This window comes from Alkaliphilus metalliredigens QYMF, assembly GCF_000016985.1.
GTDB classification, from domain to species: domain Bacteria; phylum Bacillota; class Clostridia; order Peptostreptococcales; family Natronincolaceae; genus Alkaliphilus_A; species Alkaliphilus_A metalliredigens.
Genome location: NC_009633.1, coordinates 153,368 through 172,357, shown reverse-complemented (window position 1 = coordinate 172,357; position 18,990 = coordinate 153,368). Strand labels below are relative to the sequence as shown.

At 39.1% G+C, this 18,990-nt stretch carries 20 protein-coding genes; 5 read left to right on the top strand and 15 right to left on the bottom strand.

What is annotated here, in order from left to right; translation table 11 throughout:
* Nucleotides 1-83 precede the first annotated feature (83 nt).
* Together spoVG and purR are read right to left on the bottom strand one after the other, a co-directional pair.
* Entirely contained in the window at nucleotides 84-380 is a 297-nt protein-coding gene (gene spoVG / locus AMET_RS00845) for a septation regulator SpoVG (RefSeq protein ID WP_011971301.1), read from the bottom strand.
* Nucleotides 381-516: 136 nt separating this feature from the next.
* On the bottom strand, nucleotides 517-1,338 hold the full coding sequence (gene purR / locus AMET_RS00840) for a pur operon repressor (RefSeq protein WP_011971300.1): 822 nt from the start codon (nucleotides 1,336-1,338) through the stop codon (nucleotides 517-519).
* Nucleotides 1,339-1,572: 234 nt separating this feature from the next.
* Here purR and murC point away from each other — a divergent pair, with 234 nt between their 5' ends.
* On the top strand, nucleotides 1,573-2,955 hold the full coding sequence (gene murC, locus AMET_RS00835) for a UDP-N-acetylmuramate--L-alanine ligase (protein ID WP_011971299.1): 1,383 nt from the start codon (nucleotides 1,573-1,575) through the stop codon (nucleotides 2,953-2,955).
* Nucleotides 2,956-3,129: 174 nt separating this feature from the next.
* Here murC and AMET_RS00830 read toward each other — a convergent pair whose 3' ends face one another.
* The 8 genes from AMET_RS00830 to AMET_RS00795 form a co-directional block, all read right to left on the bottom strand.
* The gene (locus AMET_RS00830) at nucleotides 3,130-4,092 is read right to left on the bottom strand and encodes an LCP family protein (RefSeq protein WP_011971298.1); all 963 of its coding nucleotides are present in this window, start codon (nucleotides 4,090-4,092) and stop codon (nucleotides 3,130-3,132) included.
* 218 nt (nucleotides 4,093-4,310) lie between these two features.
* Nucleotides 4,311-4,568, bottom strand: a complete 258-nt coding sequence (locus tag AMET_RS00825) for a transglutaminase-like domain-containing protein (protein ID WP_083760778.1) — start codon at nucleotides 4,566-4,568, stop codon at nucleotides 4,311-4,313.
* Nucleotides 4,540-4,740 carry a DUF58 domain-containing protein gene (locus tag AMET_RS00820; RefSeq protein ID WP_041720186.1) on the bottom strand — a complete coding sequence of 67 codons (201 nt, stop codon included), beginning with the start codon at nucleotides 4,738-4,740 and terminating at the stop codon, nucleotides 4,540-4,542. The genes AMET_RS00825 and AMET_RS00820 overlap by 29 nt, the downstream gene beginning before the upstream one ends.
* A complete protein-coding gene (locus AMET_RS27470) occupies nucleotides 4,725-4,994 on the bottom strand; it encodes an AAA family ATPase (RefSeq protein WP_083760776.1) in 270 nt (89 codons plus the stop codon). The genes AMET_RS00820 and AMET_RS27470 overlap by 16 nt, the downstream gene beginning before the upstream one ends.
* 149 nt (nucleotides 4,995-5,143) lie before the next feature.
* Nucleotides 5,144-6,619, bottom strand: a complete 1,476-nt coding sequence (locus AMET_RS00810) for an aminotransferase class I/II-fold pyridoxal phosphate-dependent enzyme (protein ID WP_011971297.1) — start codon at nucleotides 6,617-6,619, stop codon at nucleotides 5,144-5,146.
* Nucleotides 6,620-6,841: 222 nt separating this feature from the next.
* On the bottom strand, nucleotides 6,842-7,957 hold the full coding sequence (locus AMET_RS00805; RefSeq protein ID WP_011971296.1) for a M20/M25/M40 family metallo-hydrolase: 1,116 nt from the start codon (nucleotides 7,955-7,957) through the stop codon (nucleotides 6,842-6,844).
* Between the two features lie 174 nt (nucleotides 7,958-8,131).
* Nucleotides 8,132-9,685 carry an AbgT family transporter gene (locus AMET_RS00800; RefSeq protein ID WP_011971295.1) on the bottom strand — a complete coding sequence of 518 codons (1,554 nt, stop codon included), beginning with the start codon at nucleotides 9,683-9,685 and terminating at the stop codon, nucleotides 8,132-8,134.
* A 499-nt stretch (nucleotides 9,686-10,184) separates the two neighbouring features.
* Entirely contained in the window at nucleotides 10,185-11,738 is a 1,554-nt protein-coding gene (locus AMET_RS00795; RefSeq protein ID WP_011971294.1) for an AbgT family transporter, read from the bottom strand.
* A 434-nt stretch (nucleotides 11,739-12,172) separates the two neighbouring features.
* Between AMET_RS00795 and AMET_RS00790 the strand changes: the two genes are divergently transcribed.
* Nucleotides 12,173-12,640, top strand: a complete 468-nt coding sequence (locus tag AMET_RS00790) for a DUF3189 family protein (protein WP_011971293.1) — start codon at nucleotides 12,173-12,175, stop codon at nucleotides 12,638-12,640.
* Nucleotides 12,641-12,801: 161 nt separating this feature from the next.
* On the opposite strand, the gene AMET_RS00785 is transcribed toward AMET_RS00790, so the two are convergent.
* The gene (locus AMET_RS00785) at nucleotides 12,802-13,185 is read right to left on the bottom strand and encodes a hypothetical protein (RefSeq protein WP_041720180.1); all 384 of its coding nucleotides are present in this window, start codon (nucleotides 13,183-13,185) and stop codon (nucleotides 12,802-12,804) included.
* A 146-nt stretch (nucleotides 13,186-13,331) separates the two neighbouring features.
* On the opposite strand from AMET_RS00785, the gene AMET_RS00780 reads away from it, so the two are divergent.
* The 3 genes from AMET_RS00780 (at nucleotide 13,332) to AMET_RS24010 (ending at nucleotide 14,720) form a co-directional block, all read left to right on the top strand.
* Nucleotides 13,332-13,661 carry a YtrH family sporulation protein gene (locus tag AMET_RS00780; protein WP_011971291.1) on the top strand — a complete coding sequence of 110 codons (330 nt, stop codon included), beginning with the start codon at nucleotides 13,332-13,334 and terminating at the stop codon, nucleotides 13,659-13,661.
* The gene (locus AMET_RS00775; RefSeq protein WP_011971290.1) at nucleotides 13,658-14,107 is read left to right on the top strand and encodes a hypothetical protein; all 450 of its coding nucleotides are present in this window, start codon (nucleotides 13,658-13,660) and stop codon (nucleotides 14,105-14,107) included. The genes AMET_RS00780 and AMET_RS00775 overlap by 4 nt, the downstream gene beginning before the upstream one ends.
* A 166-nt stretch (nucleotides 14,108-14,273) precedes the next feature.
* Entirely contained in the window at nucleotides 14,274-14,720 is a 447-nt protein-coding gene (locus AMET_RS24010; protein WP_011971289.1) for a rhodanese-like domain-containing protein, read from the top strand.
* Nucleotides 14,721-14,738: 18 nt separating this feature from the next.
* Here the strand turns inward: AMET_RS24010 and AMET_RS00765 are convergent, their stop codons facing one another.
* From AMET_RS00765 to rnmV, 4 genes are all read right to left on the bottom strand, one after another.
* Nucleotides 14,739-15,746: a sodium:calcium antiporter gene (locus tag AMET_RS00765; RefSeq protein WP_011971288.1), complete on the bottom strand. Its 1,008-nt coding sequence runs from the start codon at nucleotides 15,744-15,746 to the stop codon at nucleotides 14,739-14,741.
* A gap of 316 nt (nucleotides 15,747-16,062) precedes the next feature.
* Nucleotides 16,063-17,409, bottom strand: a complete 1,347-nt coding sequence (locus AMET_RS00760) for a hypothetical protein (protein WP_011971287.1) — start codon at nucleotides 17,407-17,409, stop codon at nucleotides 16,063-16,065.
* A gap of 83 nt (nucleotides 17,410-17,492) precedes the next feature.
* The gene (gene rsmA / locus AMET_RS00755; protein WP_011971286.1) at nucleotides 17,493-18,356 is read right to left on the bottom strand and encodes a 16S rRNA (adenine(1518)-N(6)/adenine(1519)-N(6))-dimethyltransferase RsmA; all 864 of its coding nucleotides are present in this window, start codon (nucleotides 18,354-18,356) and stop codon (nucleotides 17,493-17,495) included.
* The gene (gene rnmV / locus AMET_RS00750; RefSeq protein WP_011971285.1) at nucleotides 18,349-18,903 is read right to left on the bottom strand and encodes a ribonuclease M5; all 555 of its coding nucleotides are present in this window, start codon (nucleotides 18,901-18,903) and stop codon (nucleotides 18,349-18,351) included. The genes rsmA and rnmV overlap by 8 nt, the downstream gene beginning before the upstream one ends.
* Nucleotides 18,904-18,990 lie beyond the last annotated feature (87 nt).

Here is an 18,990-nt window from a genome sequence, read left to right as displayed (position 1 = left end):
AATTAATGAACCCTTTTTTGAAATTTAGATAACTGACTGGTTATTTTCTTGAAGATGCCTACCAAAAAAGAAAAAGACCCTTTTTACAGGGCCTCTTCGGTCACTTGCACTTGAACTTGTACTTCTTCATTCATAATTGCATATTCTGCGAAAATTGCGTCTTGGATCTTGGATCTTGTGTCGGAATTAATTGGATGAGCTATGTCCCTAAAATCCCCTTCACCCATTTTTCGACTTGGCATGGCAATAAATAACCCGTTCTGTCCTTCAATGATTTTAATGTCATGTACAACAAATTCCTCATCAAATGTTACAGAAACGATGGCCTTCATTTTACCTTCCGCTGCCACTTTTCTAATACGTACATCTGTTACCTTCATCGTCCTTCACCACCTTCCTTATGTCTTGCTGAACTGTGTGAACAAAAAAATTTACTTATCCTTTGTTATTCTCCATGGTTTTCCAATTTCCTTCTTTCTGTAATTATAATTTTCTGAATTTTTTTCAGTTCTCATTTTATTCAATAATAATGGGATTTGGGACCACATCAATCTTTCCTTGGCTCTCCCCGATATCCTCTAAGATCAATAGTGGCACATATTCGTCGACTAACTTTTTACGCGGCTCCTTGGTGGCGATCAAAACACCAATTCCCTCTACCTCTACTTCAAATTCCTTCATCATGTCGATCATTCCCTTGGCAGTTCCCCCTGCTTTCATAAAGTCATCAATAATGATCACCCTTGCCCCTGGCTTTAGGGCCCTTCTGGATAGGGACATCCTTGAAATTTTGTCACTAGATCCAGAAATGTAGTTAATACTCACTGTGGATCCCTCGGTTACTTTATTATCTCTTCTCAAAATAACCAGGGGCAGGTTCATGGCCTTTGCAACCATCAATGCAAGGGGAATTCCCTTTGTCTCTACGGTAATAATGGCATCTACATTTTCGTAATTAAATTGGGTGGCAAAAAGCTCTCCCAGGTTATGGATGGTCTGTGGATGGTATATAATATCTGTCATGTATAAAAAACCCCCGGGTAAAATTCGGTGGGATGAATTCATCTTTTCACAAATATTCTGCAGAATCTGCTGACTTTTTTTAGCACCTGTTATGGGAATGTATTTAACGCCCCCTGCAGCCCCTGAAATCGTTTTTATTTTCCCTAAATCCATCTTTTCCATGGCTCCCTTAACCACGACAATGTCTTCACTAATTGTTGATTTTGCAGCATTAAACTTTTCAGTGAAATAATTTAATGTAAAAATATGATTTGGATGATCTCCTAAAATCTTAACCATGGCGGCAATTCTTTCATTACGTTTTAACTTAGTCATTTTTTCCCTCCTTGTAAGGCGAATGTTCGTATTTATATTTTCCATTTTATTCGTTTTTACAGAGAAAATCAATAAAGTACTACCTAGATAGTATATTTCAAGCTTTTTTTATGTTATCATACATATTAGAGTTTCATATTATAAATTAATTAAAATATATATTTAAGGCAAGAATACAAAAAGATATCTTATGAGACATTTTAAATGAAAGAACCAATGGAAGGAGTGAAATTCATGATTGCTTTTAATATGGATGAACATCAACTAAAGCATATTCATTTAATTGGCATTGGCGGTATTAGCATGAGTGCGATTGCAGAAATTTTGTTAGAAAATGGATACCATATTTCTGGTTCTGATATGAAGGAATCAAATCTTACACATAAATTGAGAGATCATGGGGCGGAAATTTTTATTGGTCATGCCAGTGAAAATATACAAAACCCTGATTTGGTGGTTTACACCGCCGCTGTTAAGGCTGATAACCCGGAGCGTATTCGGGCAGAGGAGTTAGGAATCCCCCTGGCGGATCGAGCCGAAATGTTAGGCCAAATCATGAAGAAATATGAAAAGGCCATTGCCGTGGCTGGAAGTCATGGTAAAACAACAACGACTTCTCTTATTTCTCTACTGATGGAATATTCTAATTTAGATCCCACCATTTTAGTGGGGGGAGAGCTCGATGAAATTGGAGGCAATATTAAGATTGGCCAAAGCCAGCATTTTATTACAGAGGCCTGTGAGTATGTAGAAAGCTTTCTGAAATTTTATCCCTTTATCGGTATTATACTCAATATTGACGAAGATCATTTAGACTACTTCAAAGACATTGAACATATCAAGTCTGCCTTTAAAAAATTTGCCCAACGCATCCCAAAGGAAGGCTTCTTAATTGCCTCCTATGACGATGCTCATGTTAGGGAAATTTCTAGGGATTTAGACTGTCATGTGATCACCTACGGTATTAAAACCAAAAGTCAGTTCATGGCCCATAACATCGAATTTAGTTTCGAAGGACTACCTTCCTTTGACGTATCCTTTGAAGGCAAGACCATCGGGTCTTTTTCATTAAATATTCCTGGTCTACATAATGTTTATAATTCTTTGGCGGCCATTGCCACCACCTATGTGCTAGGAGTGGACCCCGTGGCTATTTCAAAGCACATTACACGATTCAAGGGAATTCACCGACGGTTTGACCTCTTAGGTGAGGTAAAAGGAGCCAAGGTGATTGATGATTATGCCCATCACCCAGTTGAAATCCGGGCGACCCTAGAAGCGGCTAAAAAATATCCCCATAAAAAGATTTGGTGTGTTTTTCAACCCCATACCTATAGCCGTACCCAAGCCCTATTGAAGGATTTTGCAAAATCATTTTATTTGGCTGATCATGTTATTATCACAGATATTTATGCGGCTAGAGAAAAAGATGAGGGTATTGTCAACAGCCAAGGCCTAGTGAACCTCATCGTACAAGAGCACCCTGCTCAATATATTGGAGGATTTGAAGAAATTAGTCGCTACCTTTATGATCATATTGAGGCTGGAGACATCGTACTCACCATGGGTGCAGGAGATGTTTATCTAATTGCCCAAATGCTATTAGCTGAAAAGTAACTTTTAAATTTAATTGATGTAAAATGTCAAAAAAAATAGCTTTTTGTTGTTTAACGGAAAAATAGAGGGGTAATTTAATAATAAGTTAGTCCCCCACCCCCTTATCCAGTCACCACTATAAATGAAAGAGAGTAGGAATTCGATTCCTACTCTCTTTCTATGTTGTACTTTACATTATTCTTCTGTTGATCCTTTATAAATTTCCATTAATCGATCCCTTGTTGCTTCAGGATCATGGAAATAGTAGGATACGCCCCCTTGATAAGATGCTTCACCGGGTAGTGTGGCAATTTGTACATTTGCCATATCCATTCCCACTGCAGCAGTTGCCAATCTCATGACATCCTGTAGATCTATATCTGTACGGACATGTCGAAAGGCCTGGCCGGCGACACTGGGAAGTCGTGGTCCCATTGCTTTACTGATGGCCGATTGGATAAACTCTTGCTGTGCATCAATTCTTCCAATATCTCCATGACGATCTAATGCGCCTGATCCTGGGTTTGGTTGTCTATATCTTAAAAATTTCACTGCATCTGGACCCTTTAGTACATGATTCCCCGCTGCAAAGTTAATGTGTAATGGGGGGTTATCATAGGGATCATCGTAGATCATCGGTTTTGAAATATGAACCGGTACGCCTCCTAGGGAGTTGACAATGGCACCTACCCCTTGATAGGTCATTGTGATATAGTAATCCACTGGTACATCAAATAATATGTCTGTTACAACGGTTTTAACACCATTGGCACCATGATCACCATGTGCCGCATTGATTTTCTTTTTACCAGGACCCGTATATCCCTGTCTTGGGTAGTAGGTGTCTCTTGGAATGGAAATGCCATCCATTCGCTTTTCATCGGGATCAAAGGAAACAAACATCATCATGTCACTTCTGGTATCGTCTAATCCAAGTACAATAAAGTTGATACGGTTGCTCTCCTGAACTAATCTCAGCAATTCATCTATTTCTTCTACATCTTTATCATAATGATCATCTTCTTCTACTCTGGCAACAACTTCATCAAAATCTGCGCTATCTTCCTTCATCAATGTATTAAATGCCATGACTCCTACACTAAAAACAAGTACGAATATAATAAAAGAGATGGCAAACACTTTTAAAAATACCTTCATGCTATATCACTTCCCTAACTTTAATAATCTGTAATCATTATAGCAAATTTTTTTGCAAAATACTACAAAATCCTCGAAGATGAAAAGATTACAAAATTAACCTTCCTTTCTTGTGTCTCACAATCCTCTGTTGAGGGGGATCCATTCACTGATAATGTCCTGACTTGATATACTTCACATATAGATACTTCCAAAGTCCCAGGTGGTAACGAAGCTTTTTATCTACCTGCTTCATTTTTCTTGGGCATTCGATACCCCTCTATATATCGGGCAGGAATCCCTTGGGTTCTGAGCATCACCGTCATTGCCGTGGCATAATAGGTACAATACCCTGTTTGGGTCTCAAATAAAAAATGGTCCACAAAGTCCTCATACTGGGGAACGATGGTAGCTGATAGGGAATAAGGATAGTTACTTTGCAAGTAATTTTCAATTGCCTGGGCTTTTTCATAGGGCAATGTGATCCCGTAAACCACCTCTTGACTTTGATGAAGCCTCCCAGTGAATCCGCTTCATAGAATCTCCTATTTGGTAGGGTCGCAGATCCGATATATGTGTTTGATTCTGAAACAGTAGATCATTGACCCACTCTACGATATAGCCAATAATGTCTTCCTCTACATAAACTGCCTCTACTTCCCTCTGCATTTGCAAAATTTCATTAAAAAGCGATCCAGCTGGGCTTCGAGTAATGGGAATGTCCCTTGATATTCTACTGGGTTTTGAGTGGCTAAAACCATGAAGGGCTTTTCTAGGGTAAGGGTCTCGGTTTCTGTGGATATTTCTCCTTCCTCCATGGCAGCTTCCTTACCCAGGATCATTGCGTTCATATTTTCTAAAATGGTCAGTGCTTTTTCTCTTATATACATAAAAATCACCTCATCATGTAATTTGAATCTCATTTAACCTGGGTGACTTATACAAACCCCCGCTAAATTAAGTCTCATTTTATATACATGATAAGGTGAGTGAATTCCTGCAAAATTCCGAATTTTTAAAATTAATTTTCCGAAATAACTTTGTGTCTATTTTGTTACTTTATTGAAAATTGCTATCCTTTACCATTTCCCTGTCCCAGTACTCTTACCTGTTCTGCATAGGGATCCTCAGTTCCTTGGATCAAGGTTTCTTCCTCTTTTAAAAGCTTAATGTGATCAATCATATCCTTTGTAATCCGTTCTCCTGGAGAGACAATGGGAATTCCAGGGGGATAAGCCATGATGGACTCTCCGCTAATTTCTCCTTCGGCGTCCTCAATGTTGACTACTTTTTTACTACTATAGTAGGCATCCCTGGGGGACACAATGGCATCAGGGTTCTTCAATACATTGCTGATGACTTTGATTTCCTCAGGACGTCGGTGTTTTTCTGCGATATCCTTTAGTGCCTCTACCAAAGCTGTCACTTGTTCTTCTTCATCTCCCACACTGACAATGGCTAAAATATTGTAATAATCCGCCAGTTCTACTTGAATATTATACTCATCTATTAAAATATCATAGACCTCAAATCCTGTTAACCCCAGCTTTCTCACATTAACCCCAAGCTTACTTTCATCAAAATCATAGACACCTGGATTACCCACAAGCTCAGTTCCAAAGGCATATAATCCATCTACTTTGTTGATTTGTGCTCTGGCATTTCGTACAAGCTTTAATACCCTGGTAAAGATTTCTTCTCCTTCTGTGGCCAGTTGCTTTCTTGCTACATCTATACTTGCCATGAGCAAATAGGACCCGCTGGTTGTTTGCATGAGGTTTAGGTTTTTTTTAACAGTATAAGGATCGATGGCACCTTCCTTAAGTAGTAAAATAGAGCTTTGGGTTAAGGACCCCCCGGTCTTATGGGTACTGACAGCACTCATATCCGCCCCTAACTCCATGGCACTCATTGGAAACCCTTCATGGAAGTTTAGGTGGGCACCGTGGGCTTCATCTACTAATACAGCGATTCCATTGCGGCGGGCAATATGAATGATTTCTTTAATGTCTGAGGTGGCGCCATAATAGGTTGGGTTAATTAAGAAAATGGCCTTGGCATCGGGATGTCTACCAATTATGTTCACAACGCTTTCTACGGATACCCCCATGGCAATTCCAAGATTCTCGTCGATTTCCGGTTGAATGTATATGGGTAGGGCACCGGCTAATATCAATCCTGCAATGGCAGACTTATGAGCATTACGGGGTAAAATGATTTTATCTCCTGGCTCACAGGCACTCATGATCATGGCCTGTACCCCTGAGGTTGTGCCATTAACCAGGAAGTATGCATGATCAGAACCAAAGGCATAGGCTGCCAATTCTTTAGCCTCTTTAATAACGCCTATGGGATTACATATATTATCGACGGATTTCATTGAATTGACATCTAGCTCCATCACAGTGGTTCCAACAAAATCTGTGAATTCCTTTAATCCTCTACCTTGTTTATGACCCGGTACGTCGAAGGGAATCACTTTTTTTTGACTGTGCTCCTTTAGAGCTGTAAATAAGGGTGTTTGATTTTGATTTAAATAGTAGGACATTTGATCGCCCCTTTCAAAAAATTTTGCACAATAGATATATTAAACATGATTTTTCATAATAATGCAATCCTTTTTTATTTAGATAAAAATTCGTCTGATGCTATCGCATCGACTCATAGCGCACTTAAATTTTAAACGGGCTTTGTTAAAAATTTCAAGTGCTTAAATAAAAGGGTACCCTAATTTATCATTAGGGTACCCTCGTTTATTGGTGGTTACTCTTTAGTTAGCAAATGTTTGTATAATCTGTGACACCATTCGAGCACTATTAACTAAATCTACGATGTGTAAATGTTCTTCTAGTGTATGTGGTTTTTTCTCTCCGATTCCTAGGTTAACGGACTTAATGCCATTGCCATTAAGAATATTGGTATCACTTCCACCACCGGTTGCCTTTGTATAGCTTTCGATTCCAAGGGCTGTGAAGACTTCCTTTACCTTGATTACGATTTCCTCGTCTTCACCAATATTAAATGGTGGGTACATTCGCTCGATGTCTAGTTCCACGGATCCGCCTAATTCTTCAGCAGCTTTTTGGAACACTTCCATCATATGCTTTGTTTGTGCATCTAGCTTCGCTTCGTTAATACTTCTAGATTCTGCCTTCACTTGTACCTCTGGTGTCACAATATTTGTAGCTGTTCCACCACTGATGACACCCACATTTGCTGTGGTTTCTTCATCAATTCTTAAAAGGTTCATATTATTAATGGCTCTAGCAGCAATCATAATGGCACTGACGCCCTCTTCTGGTGCCACCCCAGCATGGGCTGACTTTCCTTTAATTGTTGCGTTTACCTTGTCTTGTGCGGGTCCTGTGATGATGATTTCTCCAGGGGAACCACCACTATCTAAAACGAAGCCATAATCAGCCTTAAGAAGACTGTAGTCTAGGTTTTTAGCTCCAAAGAGTCCGCCCTCTTCCCATATACTAAATACCACTTCAATATCTCCATGCTCAATGTTGTTTTCCTTGATGATTCGAAGTCCCTCTAGTACAGCAGCGATTCCGGCCTTATTATCGCCACCTAAAATCGTTGTTCCGTCACTGTAAATCACACCTTCTTTAATGATTGGCTTTATGCCTTCTCCAGGTGTTACTGTGTCCATATGACAACTAAATAGTATGGTCTTTCCTGACTTGGTTCCCTTTTTTCTTGCAATGACGTTTCCCGTTTCTCCGCCGATCTTTTCACCAGCGTTATCTACTGTCACTTCTAACCCTAAGTCTTTTAGCTTCTGAATAAGTACCTTGGCAACTTGCCCTTCCTTGCTAGAAAGACTATCAATTTGAATCAACTCTAAAAATTCATTTACCAATCGATCTTGATTAACCATTTATTTCCCTCCTATGTAAAGGTTATTGTATTCTACTTCATTATAATGTTTACCCTCTATGATGTCCATGAAAGCAGGATAATATGACAAAAACTTCGCATTCACCTGCCTAAAATTTTCCGTTTTATATCTAAAAAAAGAGTGCCACTTGGGCACTCTTTAGTAGATGATTAATTACATTCTGATGTATGCTCCTGGCCCTAGTGGTAAGCCAAATGCAAACCATATTACAAATAAGATAATCCATGCCGCTAAGAACATCAGTGAATATGGAATCATTGTAGAAATCAATGTACCAATTCCTGTCTTTTTATCATATTTTTGTGCAAAGGCAATGATGACTGCGAAATAAGACATTAATGGTGTGATAATGTTTGTTGTAGAATCTCCAATTCTGTAAGCCAATTGGGTGAATTCTGGTGTGTATCCAACACGCATTAACATTGGGACAAATACCGGTGCCATAATGGCCCATTTAGCAGAAGCACTTCCGATAAATAGGTTAATAAATCCTGCCACTAGGATAAATCCAATTAGCATTGGGATTCCTGTCATTCCTGTTGCCTCTAAAACGTCTGCCCCTTTAACCGCTAAGATCGTCCCAAGATTACTCCAGCCAAAGTACGCTACGAATTGGGATGCTACGAAGGCAAGTACAAGGTATCCACCCATGGAAGACATCGCTTTACCCATGAATCCTGCAACGTCCTTGTCATTTTTAACAGTTCCAGATGCAATACCATAAAATACACCAGGGATTAAAAATGCCATTGCGATAATAGGCACAAGTCCTCCCATGAAGGCTGACCCAGATAATAATGTGCCGGCATCAGATCTTAAAACTGCATTGCTTGGTAATGTTAAGGCTAACATGATTAAAAAGAATCCTAACAACGAGAATCCAGCCCATTTTAGACCCTTGGCTTCATGTGTGCCTATTCCTTGAATTGCGCCATCGCTTTCGCCCTCATAGGCGCCAAGTCTCGGCTCAACAATACGCTCTGTCACAACTGTACCCACCAATGTAATGATAAAGGTCGATGCAATCATGAAGAACCAGTTAGCAGTTGGGTCAACTGTATACCCTGGTTGGTACATTTGCGCTGCTGCCTGACTCAATCCTCCAAGCAATGGATCCAATGTACTAATCATTAGGTTAGCACTAAATCCACCGGATACCCCTGCAAAGGCTGCTGCTAGACCTGCCAATGGATGACGTCCAAAGCTTAAGAAGATCAATGCACCCAATGGTACCAATACAACGTATCCAGCATCGGAAGCTACGTTTGACATAATACCAGCGAATACAACTACCGCTGTGATTAGTCTTTTAGGTGTTGATAATACTAATTTTCTTAGGGCTGCTTGCACTAGTCCTGTTCCTTCTGCAACCCCTACCCCTAGCATGGCTACAAGTACGGTTCCCAGTGGCGCAAATCCAGTAAAGTTCGTTACCGCCTCTGAGAAAATCCTTCTAATTCCTTCTACAGTAAGTAAGCTTACTGCCGCTACTGTAGAAGCTTCTGTTTCGCCTGTTTCCATGTTAATTCTGTCGAAGTTTACTGAAACCTCCGAACCTGCCGCCAAGGCAGAAATGATGATAACTGCTAAACTAAAAATTACGAATAATGTCACTGGATGAGGCAGCTTGTTTCCAACTCGTTCAACTACGTCAAGAAACTTATTAAACAGCCCACCCTTTTTTACATCTTGTGTCTTTACACTCATGAAAATTCCCTCCTTTTTTTGGTTTATCTGCTACTAACTAGCATTTCCTTTTTTAGTATAACTTCACAAAAAAACCTTGTCAATTTATTTCAAAGATTACAAAAATTTAGTGATATACAATGTTAACAAATTCGTCACATTTATCAATTGGCTTATTAGTGGATTTGAAGCCTATACTGATTAAACATCAACATCATGCTTTAAAAGGACTTCTTCACACCTTTTTTACCCTACGAAGTCTCCTTTGCTTTTAATTTCAAGCTTTGTGGTGCTTATATGTTCATTCCTTACAACGGTATTTATTTGAAAACGATTGCATGAAATTTCAGTTTTTAAGTTTTTGTAATATTTCGCCATTTCCTTCGTCTTTTATTCTAATTTGTTGAAGTTTGACTTTCACCGATGAGTAAGCCCCCATGCTGGGCACACACAAAAACACCCTTTGCTTTTAAACAAAGGGTGTTTCTACTCCATTAAATAAAACATGACATGATGCTAATTATAATCTAATATATGCTCCTGGTCCCAATGGTAATCCCAATGCAAACCATGCAACAAATAGTATGATCCAAGCTGCTAAGAATACCAGTGAGTATGGAATCATTGTAGAAATCAATGTACCAATTCCTGTCTTCTTATCATATTTTTGTGCAAAGGCAATGATGACTGCAAAATATGACATTAATGGTGAGATAATATTTGTTGTAGAGTCACCAATTCTGTAAGCAATTTGTGTAAATTCTGGTGAGTATCCTAATCTCATTAGCATCGGTACAAATATCGGTGCCATAATCGCCCATTTAGCAGAAGCACTTCCGATAAATAGGTTAATGAATCCTGATACTAGGATAAATCCAATTAACATTGGAATTCCTGTCATTCCTGTTGCCTGTAAAACATCGGCACCTTTAACAGCTAAAATTGTACCTAGATTTGACCAGTTAAAGTAAGCTACGAATTGAGATGCTACGAAGGCAAGTACAAGGTATCCACCCATGGTTGACATGGCTTTACCCATGAATCCTGCAATGTCCTTATCGCTCTTTACTGTTCCAGCTGCCATACCGTAGGCAATACCTGGTACAAGAAAGAATAATGCAATGATTGGAACAAGTCCTGCCATGAAAGCTGACCCTGACATTAAGGATCCAGAATCACTTCTTAATACTGCATTAGCTGGTAGTGTTAAGGCTAACATAACAAGTAATAAACCAAGTAATGAAATCCCAGCCCATTTTAAGCCTTTTGTTTCATGGTCACTTACTTTCTCAATGCTTGCTTTTTCGCCACCTGTGTATGCTCCTAATCTTGGTTCAACGATTTTTTCGGTAATGATTGTACCAATGATTGTAATCACAAAAGTAGAGACAATCATGAAGTACCAGTTAGCTGTTGGGTCAACTGTATATCCCGGTGAGTACATTTGTGCTGCCTGTTGACTAATTCCTCCTAATAGTGGATCAATTGTTCCCACTATTAGATTGGCACTAAATCCACCAGATACCCCGGCAAAGGCTGCTGCTAGACCCGCCAATGGATGACGTCCAAAGCTTAAGAAGATCAATGCGCCTAATGGTACCAATACAACATAACCTGCATCGGAAGCCACATTTGACATAATACCAGCAAAGATCACCACTGCTGTGATTAATTTCTTTGGTGTTGCTAAAACTAGTTTTCTTAGAGCTGCTTGTACTAATCCTGTTCCTTCTGCAACCCCTACCCCTAGCATGGCTACAAGTACGGTTCCCAGTGGCGCAAATCCAGTAAAGTTCGTTACTGCCTCTGAGAAAATCCTTCTAATTCCTTCAGCTGTTAACAAGCTAATAGCCACAACTGTTGTCAATTCAGTTTCACCTGTTGCCATGTCAACTCTGTCAAAATCAACAGTTGTTCCTGCAGCGGCTGCCATAGCTGAAATAATCACAACAGCTAAACTGAAGATTGCAAATAATGTAACTGGATGTGGTAATTTATTACCAACCACTTCAATAACGTCTAGAAATTTAGTAAATAGTCCTTTTTTGTTGCTTGATTGTATTTTTGCGCTCATGCTGTTACCTCCTTTTTTAGTAAAATGATAAAATAATAACAAAGTCTGTTTTCCATAAAATCCCTCGGGTAACCTCCAAATACAAAATGAATATTTACTCATTGCATAGACCTACGCGTATAGCCCTATCTAGTGACAGAACTTAGTATATCACCTATTCTGACATAATTCTACAACAATTTAGTCTTTGGTAAAAAGTTCTACTTTTGAAAATCGTTGCAATCTTTCGAATAAATATTTTACTTTAAGAAATACTATATGCCATGAGAATTGATTCGAAATAGTCTTAATTTTTAAAAAACAACACCCCTAATCCCACTTTATTGACATATAATTAACAACTTTCTATATAAACTAGTTCTCAGTTTTTTAGATACGTAATGATTTTACCCTCTTGTATTGATTAGAACAAATTCGGTTAAAGGAGAAAGTCCATGTACATCATTTATTATGGAACAGGTACTGCACTTACAACCTCTGTGGCTGCCTCGATTCATCTATCTGATCTCACAAATCCAGAAGCGTTTCAGAAAGAGCTTGTCAGGAAAATCAATGAGTTCTGGCTTCTGGAGCAGCAATCCTTAGGACATCTCTATTATCTGGGTACCGATTCTTTGTCTCATGATGTGTTTTTAATGAATGTGGCCCAGTCTGAAACCATTGTATTGCCAGGATTTAAGTCTGTCTTTGAAATTTTACAGCTGAGGTCTACCCAATACTTATTAGTTGATACAACTTCCTTTGTTACTGTTTATAATCTCCTGGGATTTAATCTATATAAGAGAAATCTATTTCGCAAGCTAGGACACAGGTGTCTACTGAAAGGAATTGAAAAAAATCTAAGCAAAATTTTTTTGCTAGTTGAAAATACAAAAAAACAACTTGAAAATAAGGATGGTTGAGTCAATCAACCATCCTTATTTTTATCAAAATTATATCTTTTGGGTTAAGGCCCCCACCTCTAAGCGTTAGCGTAGGTGGGCTTTATAATCAGGTGGGGTAGGCTCCCCATCTGATTCCCCGATGATTCAGTTTACTGAAACGAGTTCACTTGTGATGTGGTTTAGTACCAAGGTCCATATGGGGGCCTATAAGGCGGTCTCACAGGAGGTCTAATAGGTGCCCTTCTGCCTCTTCTGCCCAATAGCTGTTGAATGAGCAAAATAGTAATTAAATCTCTAAAGGGTCCTCTTGTAAACTGCTCTGATTGTACTTCTGAAATTTCTTGACGATATATTTCTTCCACCATCTCATCCAATAAGGTAGGATCTACGTATGGGTACATTCTTGGATTGCTTGGAATATCCATGCGCCCACATATCTCCTGTACCCTAGGATATAGCCTGTGATATGAATCCGGATACATTGCCATTAACCTTCTTCGGTCTTCGTATAGATCCATGTGCTGTGGTGGCATTCCACAATAGTCATCATAATGATATGGCATGCTTATACCTCCCTTCTTTCGATACATCTTATGCAACAAAGCCATAGGATGTCACGCTTTTATTTTTAGGATTTCATAATATTTATCCATAGGATTCATATATTTAAAACATGACATTTTATCTTCGTTGGGGAGGGAGGACTCGTATGTTGGTATTCTCGCAAAATATGGTATATAACTTTTTTATTGCTTTAGGAGTCATGTTAGGTGCTTGCCTATTTGGAGGCGTTGCTGCTACTTTAAATGGACATCCACCATTGAAAACAATGTTAGACCTTGGGGATAAGATTAAGATTTGGGCTGCTGTTGTGGCCCTAGGTGGCACATTTCCTTCTCTGAAAATAATCGAAATAGGCATCTTTAATGGGGAATTCCGTGGTTTGATCAAACAGATGCTTTATATTGTCAGTGCCTTGGTGGGTGCCCATGTTGCCTATAAGTTAATGGTTTATCTAGAGGGCAGTGGCAGATTATGAAGGGATGGACTTTTTATTTGTCTGTGTTTTTAATTGGTTTTTTAATGGGTCTTGGAATAATGAATTTATTTCAAATGCATACCCTAGACCGTCTTTATCGCACGCAAAACCAACTAACCAGTCAGTTGTTAGATCAAGAGCTTAAGCTAGAGCGCTTGAATGAAAATTTAAAAAGCCAGCAGGTCTTCGTCGTCAAGGATCTATCCATTGTGGTAGACTTTGATGGCAATCCTCTGGTTCAGGATGAAATTGAGAATAACATTCGCTTTTACTTGTCTGATTTAGTGGGGAGAGAGCTTTCGCGAATAGATGGGGAAATGATCTATAAGATTGTACAGGATCGTATCTTACATATTGGAGAACGACAAATTCTGTTGGAAATGAAGTATATTATTATTGAAGAAAAAATACAGATTGGGGTCAAGGCCACAGTGCTGGATAAGTAAAGATTCTCTGAATAGACAAAGGAAGTGACTAACACAAAATCATAGATTCTGGTTATCTACTCATACTTATAAATTAAGTCTCCGATCTACGTAGAGAGTTTGCATATTGTTACAAGTTCTTCAATATATTAGTAGTAGCAATGGAAAATAGATAAGGGGTGAAAAAATGCGCATTTTTCTCATTAAAAAGCGGAACCTCTATATTGCTGTAGGTGTCATCATTGCTCTTATCATCGGAGCTATCTTTTTTACAGCAGTAACAAGGGATCGAACGGTCAGTAGTCAGCATCTAAAATATGCCTATCGGAATCTTCTACCTGAGGAAGCCAATGACCTGATTACCAACAATCCTCATGTACTGATTTTGGACGTACGCTCCCCAGAGGACTATACCCAAGGGCATTTACATAATGCCCTTTCTGTTCCTTATAAGGAGTTAAAAGGTCAATTGGATGAGTTTGCCCAGGAAAATACCTACCTCGTCTATTCCCAAAGCGGTAAAGAAAGTACTAAGGCTGCTAAGCTCCTATCAGAGTCTGGATTTCCTAGGGTTTTCACATTGGTAGGAGGCTATCATAAATGGCCCTATGGCATTACTAAAGTATCACAATAGATTATGGTGATACTTTTCTTAAGTAATCAATATTAAATACACTGTGGTTAAGTAGACGACAAGAATAAACACCGAGTCCCATCCGATGTTTAAAATGGTCCGTTGTGTCCGATAGAATAATCCGATTAATGCAATGGCACTCAGTACGATTCCCGCCATGGCTGTTATGGTATGATCAATATTGATATCAGAAAAAATAGAGCCTGGAGAGTATGCTAAATCTGCCACGGTAATAATAATCATATTGAAAATATTGCTTCCAAAAACATTGCCCACGGCCATATCGTGGGCTCCTATTTTTATGGCTGCTATGGTCGCCACTAGCTCTGGTAAAGAGGTGGTCCCAGCAATCAATAATGTACCCACAAATGTATGTCCCAGTCCAGTTACCATGGCTATTTGGTCTCCCGCTTGTGCTAATGTCATTCCAGCCCATATAATAATGGCCGCCGCTAGGCCAAATCCAATAATGGCATGTTTGATAGAAGTATCTTGGACTTCTGCTACCTCTTCTATTTCCTTGGGAGGGGTCATTCTGCTTAATTTATTTTCATATCGTATAATCAATATTGATCCCAGACTATAGGTTATAAAAATAATTAAGCTATTGATACTCACCCATCCAATTTCTAGGTCTAGCCCTCCAATTTGATTGATTAAAATGGACAAGGCTCCTAATGCTGATAATAAAACACCAAATAGACCTGCTAATATATGATTCATCTTCACTGTCTGCAAAAATCGACCTTGTCCATGTAAAATATCTGCCACAGCTAAAATCATTAGGTTAAATATATTGCTTCCATAGACATTCCCAATGGCAATGTCCGGCGCCCCCATCAGAGATGCAGACACACTTGTGACAAGCTCTGGTAAACTTGTGGCTGCGGCAATTAGTACGCCTCCAACGATCCCATGTCCTAGTGAGGTGTTATTAGCAATCACATCTCCATATTTAGATAGCTTCATGCCGGATATAATGACTAAAACAGCACTAAATAGAAATAATGCATATGTATTAAACAAATTAGACCCCTCTCTTTCCTATTCATCCTTATGTTGTGTTTTCTTTGCTTTTTTGATGCCTGCTATACTATAATTCTTTACAAAAAAGACCTTTACCCTATACACGATTTGTGTAGGATAAAGGTCTTGCTCCATTCTTTATTATTGTCCGGATGAGTACTCATCGGGTATGGCGAACAATAAAACCGCGATCACTGCGGTGAGCTACTCCCCTTTAACTTTCGTTAACTGTTACCACTAAATATAGCATATCATTTTAATGAGGTCAATCACCACCGGTCTTGTTTCTAACTAGTGGGCCATTCCTTTTTATTGGTTATTTTAACGCAGTTGCAATTTCCCCTGTTTTAGCATCTATATGCAATAGCCAATAGCCACTGGTATTAGGGTTGGTATGATCCCCATTACAAGAATACCAGTTAGTAAATCCTGTGCTTCCACGATAAGGCTGATCCTTCGGTAGCTTTGAGCCTGGGATTCCATATACATAATACTTTACACCTTGATCCCCATCGTAGCTCATTCCAAATAAATAGTGTTGATAGGTATAAATTAGCCGCTGATACTCCGAGGGATAGTAATAGTAATATGGATGGTGCTGCCCCTCAATATACCCGATAAAAGGCATTGCCGAGCGATACATCGTCTGTTGATCATATTGAATTTGCCACCACTGATAGTCATCAAATCGTTTGGTAAATGGATCTGCCTTAGGGAAGCCCTTTAATGTGCTTTCCACATAAACCTGCAGTCCTTTGTTTTGGGACTCAATGTTTTTTTTCTGAGCTTCAATGTTTTCTTCCTTTTCTTCCTTTAATTTAGGATGAGGCACTGCTTCTGCTTCTTTTTTCTCTACTTTAATTTTAGGTGTTTCTTGTTTGACCTGAGGAGCCCTTGGCCCTTGGTCCTTTACTGGGTTTTCCTGTGGGCTCTGGCCCTTTTCTTTAGGATCCTTAGACTCTAGTGTTGGCGTTGGTTTTTCTTGTGCCTTTTCAGGTGTTTTTTCGGGTGTTTTTTCGGGTACTTTTTTTAATGGCTTTTCTTTAAGATCTAATGGTTTTTCTTTAGGCTCTAAAGTAGGTTTTAATTTTTTCGTTTCCTCTTTTTTGGATTCTAAAGTAGGCTTTGGTTTTTCTTTAGGGTCTAAGGCTACGTCTTTTTTAGGGGAATCTCGCTTTGATTCCTTTATGGGTTCAAAGGATTTCTTTGCGGGTACAGATAAGTGTTTTGCCAAGTAGTCTTTCCACCCAGTTTTTTCTTTATCAATATACCCTACTAAGGGTGCTGAGAATTCTTTTTTTTCACCCTTTTCCTCTACAACAAGTGCAAGAATGTTAAATCCATCGATTTTTGAGTTGGAGCCCTTAACATTTTCTCCATTAAATTCCCATACCAATTCACCTTTACCATTCACATCTACTTCCATTGGTCCTATATCCACGATAATAGGCTCCCCGGTTTTTCTTGTGTTTACTAAGTACCATCGATATCTTGCCCCAATCGGGTCAACCTTTTTCAAGTTTTGACAATGCAAGGACAAGGTTCCCTGTTCATTTCTCACTTCTATTTTGCCATAGCCCTTTGGTTCTTGGGATTTGCTTAGTTCAAAACCTCTGTCTTCCCCTTCTAACATCACAAAGTATCGTTTATATCTTCTACTCACAATAATGACCCTCCCCTTATAAGAATTTTGCTCTTATAGTTATATATATGTAGGGGGTAGGAGAATCGTGAAAAGAATTTTCTTTATTGTCTAGCGGCGACTTCTTTGGTTAATGTTGCGTACTCTTCTATTGTTAGGGTTTCGCCCCTGCGGTTTTCATCTATGTTTGCTGCTTCTAAGGATTCTCTTACAATCTCTTTCGATAACTGTAGTAGTCCTGAGCTTAATGCGTTAAGTAATGTCTTTCTACGCTTACCAAAGGCGTCTTTCACCAAGGCGAACATCAAATCATCTCTTTCTACCTTCACCTTTGGTTCTGGATAGACCTGTAGCTTGATCACGATTGACTCTACCTTTGGCTGTGGAATAAACACTGATGGTGGCACTTTTAATAGTATTTCAGGATTGCAATAATATTGCACCGCAATAGACAAGGCCCCATAGTCCTTTGTTCCAGGTCCTGCCTGCATCCGAACTGCTACTTCTTTTTGAATCATAATCACCAGAGAATCCACTGGTACCTTTTCTTCTAGGAACCGCATCACAATTGGTGTTGTCACGTAATAAGGAAGGTTAGCAATGACTTTTACTGGCTTTCCTTCAAATTTATCAGCAATTAGTTGATGTAAATCTACCTTCAAAACGTCTTGATTGATGACTTCAACATTTTGATAATCTGCTAGGGTGTGCTTTAAGATTGGAATCAAATTTCGATCAATTTCAATGGCCACTACTTTATGTGCCTTCTCTGCAATGAATTGTGTTAGGGTTCCAATTCCAGGACCGATTTCAATGACACAGTCATCTGGCTGTATATCTGCGCCATCCACAATGTCTTCTAGTATGTTTTGATCAATCAAAAAGTTTTGACCCAAACTCTTTGAAAATCTGAACTTATATTTTTCTACGATTGCCTTCGTTTTGCTTGGTGAGACGATCTTATCCATTTTTCATCCCTACTTCATCTAAATTTTTTAAGGCTTCTATATATTCTTCCCTTGTCACGCCATAATGATTGAGGCGGTTCAGGAATTGCTTTGCATTTCCATAGCCAATTCCTAGTGTTTTCCCAATTTCATCTCGCCGGTAGGAGGCTTGGTTATCTCCCATCAGACCATTTCCGATGAGATCCACCCTTGTGAAGACCTCTCTTTTTTCCATTGATTCACTTCTAGCCTTTGCTAGGGCTGCACAAATGCTTTTGGGAGTGGCATTTTCAATTCCGATATCACCATCCTTCATGGCTTCTTCCTTTGGTAGAAAGGCATGCTTACAACCAGGCACCCGGTTAGCGATTCTTTTACGTATCTTGTCTCCTGCAAAATCCGGATCAGTGAAAATAATGACACCTCTTCTTTTGGCCGCTGTTTCAATTTGTTTCATCACTCTTTCAGGTAAGGAAAAACCACCCGTGATAATGGTTTCTGCTTCCACTGCCTTTTTAATGGCTGATACATCATCCTTGCCTTCTACTACAATGATTTCCTTTATCATCTCTTCACCTCAAAATTATTGTTCTTTATTTTCCGAAATAAAACTCGTTATATTATACCCTTTTACAGAGATTCCATCTACTCATTT

Coding starts and splice junctions, on each gene's coding strand:
- AMET_RS24010 (WP_011971289.1), top strand. CDS start 14,274: ATGCGCATTTTTCTCATTAAAAAGCGGAACCTCTATATTGCTGTAGGT.
- purR (WP_011971300.1), bottom strand. CDS start 1,338: ATGACTAAGTTAAAACGTAATGAAAGAATTGCCGCCATGGTTAAGATT.
- rnmV (WP_011971285.1), bottom strand. CDS start 18,903: ATGATAAAGGAAATCATTGTAGTAGAAGGCAAGGATGATGTATCAGCC.
- murC (WP_011971299.1), top strand. CDS start 1,573: ATGATTGCTTTTAATATGGATGAACATCAACTAAAGCATATTCATTTA.
- AMET_RS00805 (WP_011971296.1), bottom strand. CDS start 7,957: ATGGTTAATCAAGATCGATTGGTAAATGAATTTTTAGAGTTGATTCAA.
- AMET_RS00800 (WP_011971295.1), bottom strand. CDS start 9,685: ATGAGTGTAAAGACACAAGATGTAAAAAAGGGTGGGCTGTTTAATAAG.
- AMET_RS00785 (WP_041720180.1), bottom strand. CDS start 13,185: ATGCCATATCATTATGATGACTATTGTGGAATGCCACCACAGCACATG.
- AMET_RS00810 (WP_011971297.1), bottom strand. CDS start 6,619: ATGTCCTACTATTTAAATCAAAATCAAACACCCTTATTTACAGCTCTA.
- AMET_RS27470 (WP_083760776.1), bottom strand. CDS start 4,994: ATGAGATTCAAATTACATGATGAGGTGATTTTTATGTATATAAGAGAA.
- AMET_RS00790 (WP_011971293.1), top strand. CDS start 12,173: ATGTACATCATTTATTATGGAACAGGTACTGCACTTACAACCTCTGTG.
- AMET_RS00795 (WP_011971294.1), bottom strand. CDS start 11,738: ATGAGCGCAAAAATACAATCAAGCAACAAAAAAGGACTATTTACTAAA.
- AMET_RS00780 (WP_011971291.1), top strand. CDS start 13,332: ATGTTGGTATTCTCGCAAAATATGGTATATAACTTTTTTATTGCTTTA.
- AMET_RS00830 (WP_011971298.1), bottom strand. CDS start 4,092: ATGAAGGTATTTTTAAAAGTGTTTGCCATCTCTTTTATTATATTCGTA.
- rsmA (WP_011971286.1), bottom strand. CDS start 18,356: ATGGATAAGATCGTCTCACCAAGCAAAACGAAGGCAATCGTAGAAAAA.
- spoVG (WP_011971301.1), bottom strand. CDS start 380: ATGAAGGTAACAGATGTACGTATTAGAAAAGTGGCAGCGGAAGGTAAA.
- AMET_RS00775 (WP_011971290.1), top strand. CDS start 13,658: ATGAAGGGATGGACTTTTTATTTGTCTGTGTTTTTAATTGGTTTTTTA.
- AMET_RS00820 (WP_041720186.1), bottom strand. CDS start 4,740: ATGCAGAGGGAAGTAGAGGCAGTTTATGTAGAGGAAGACATTATTGGC.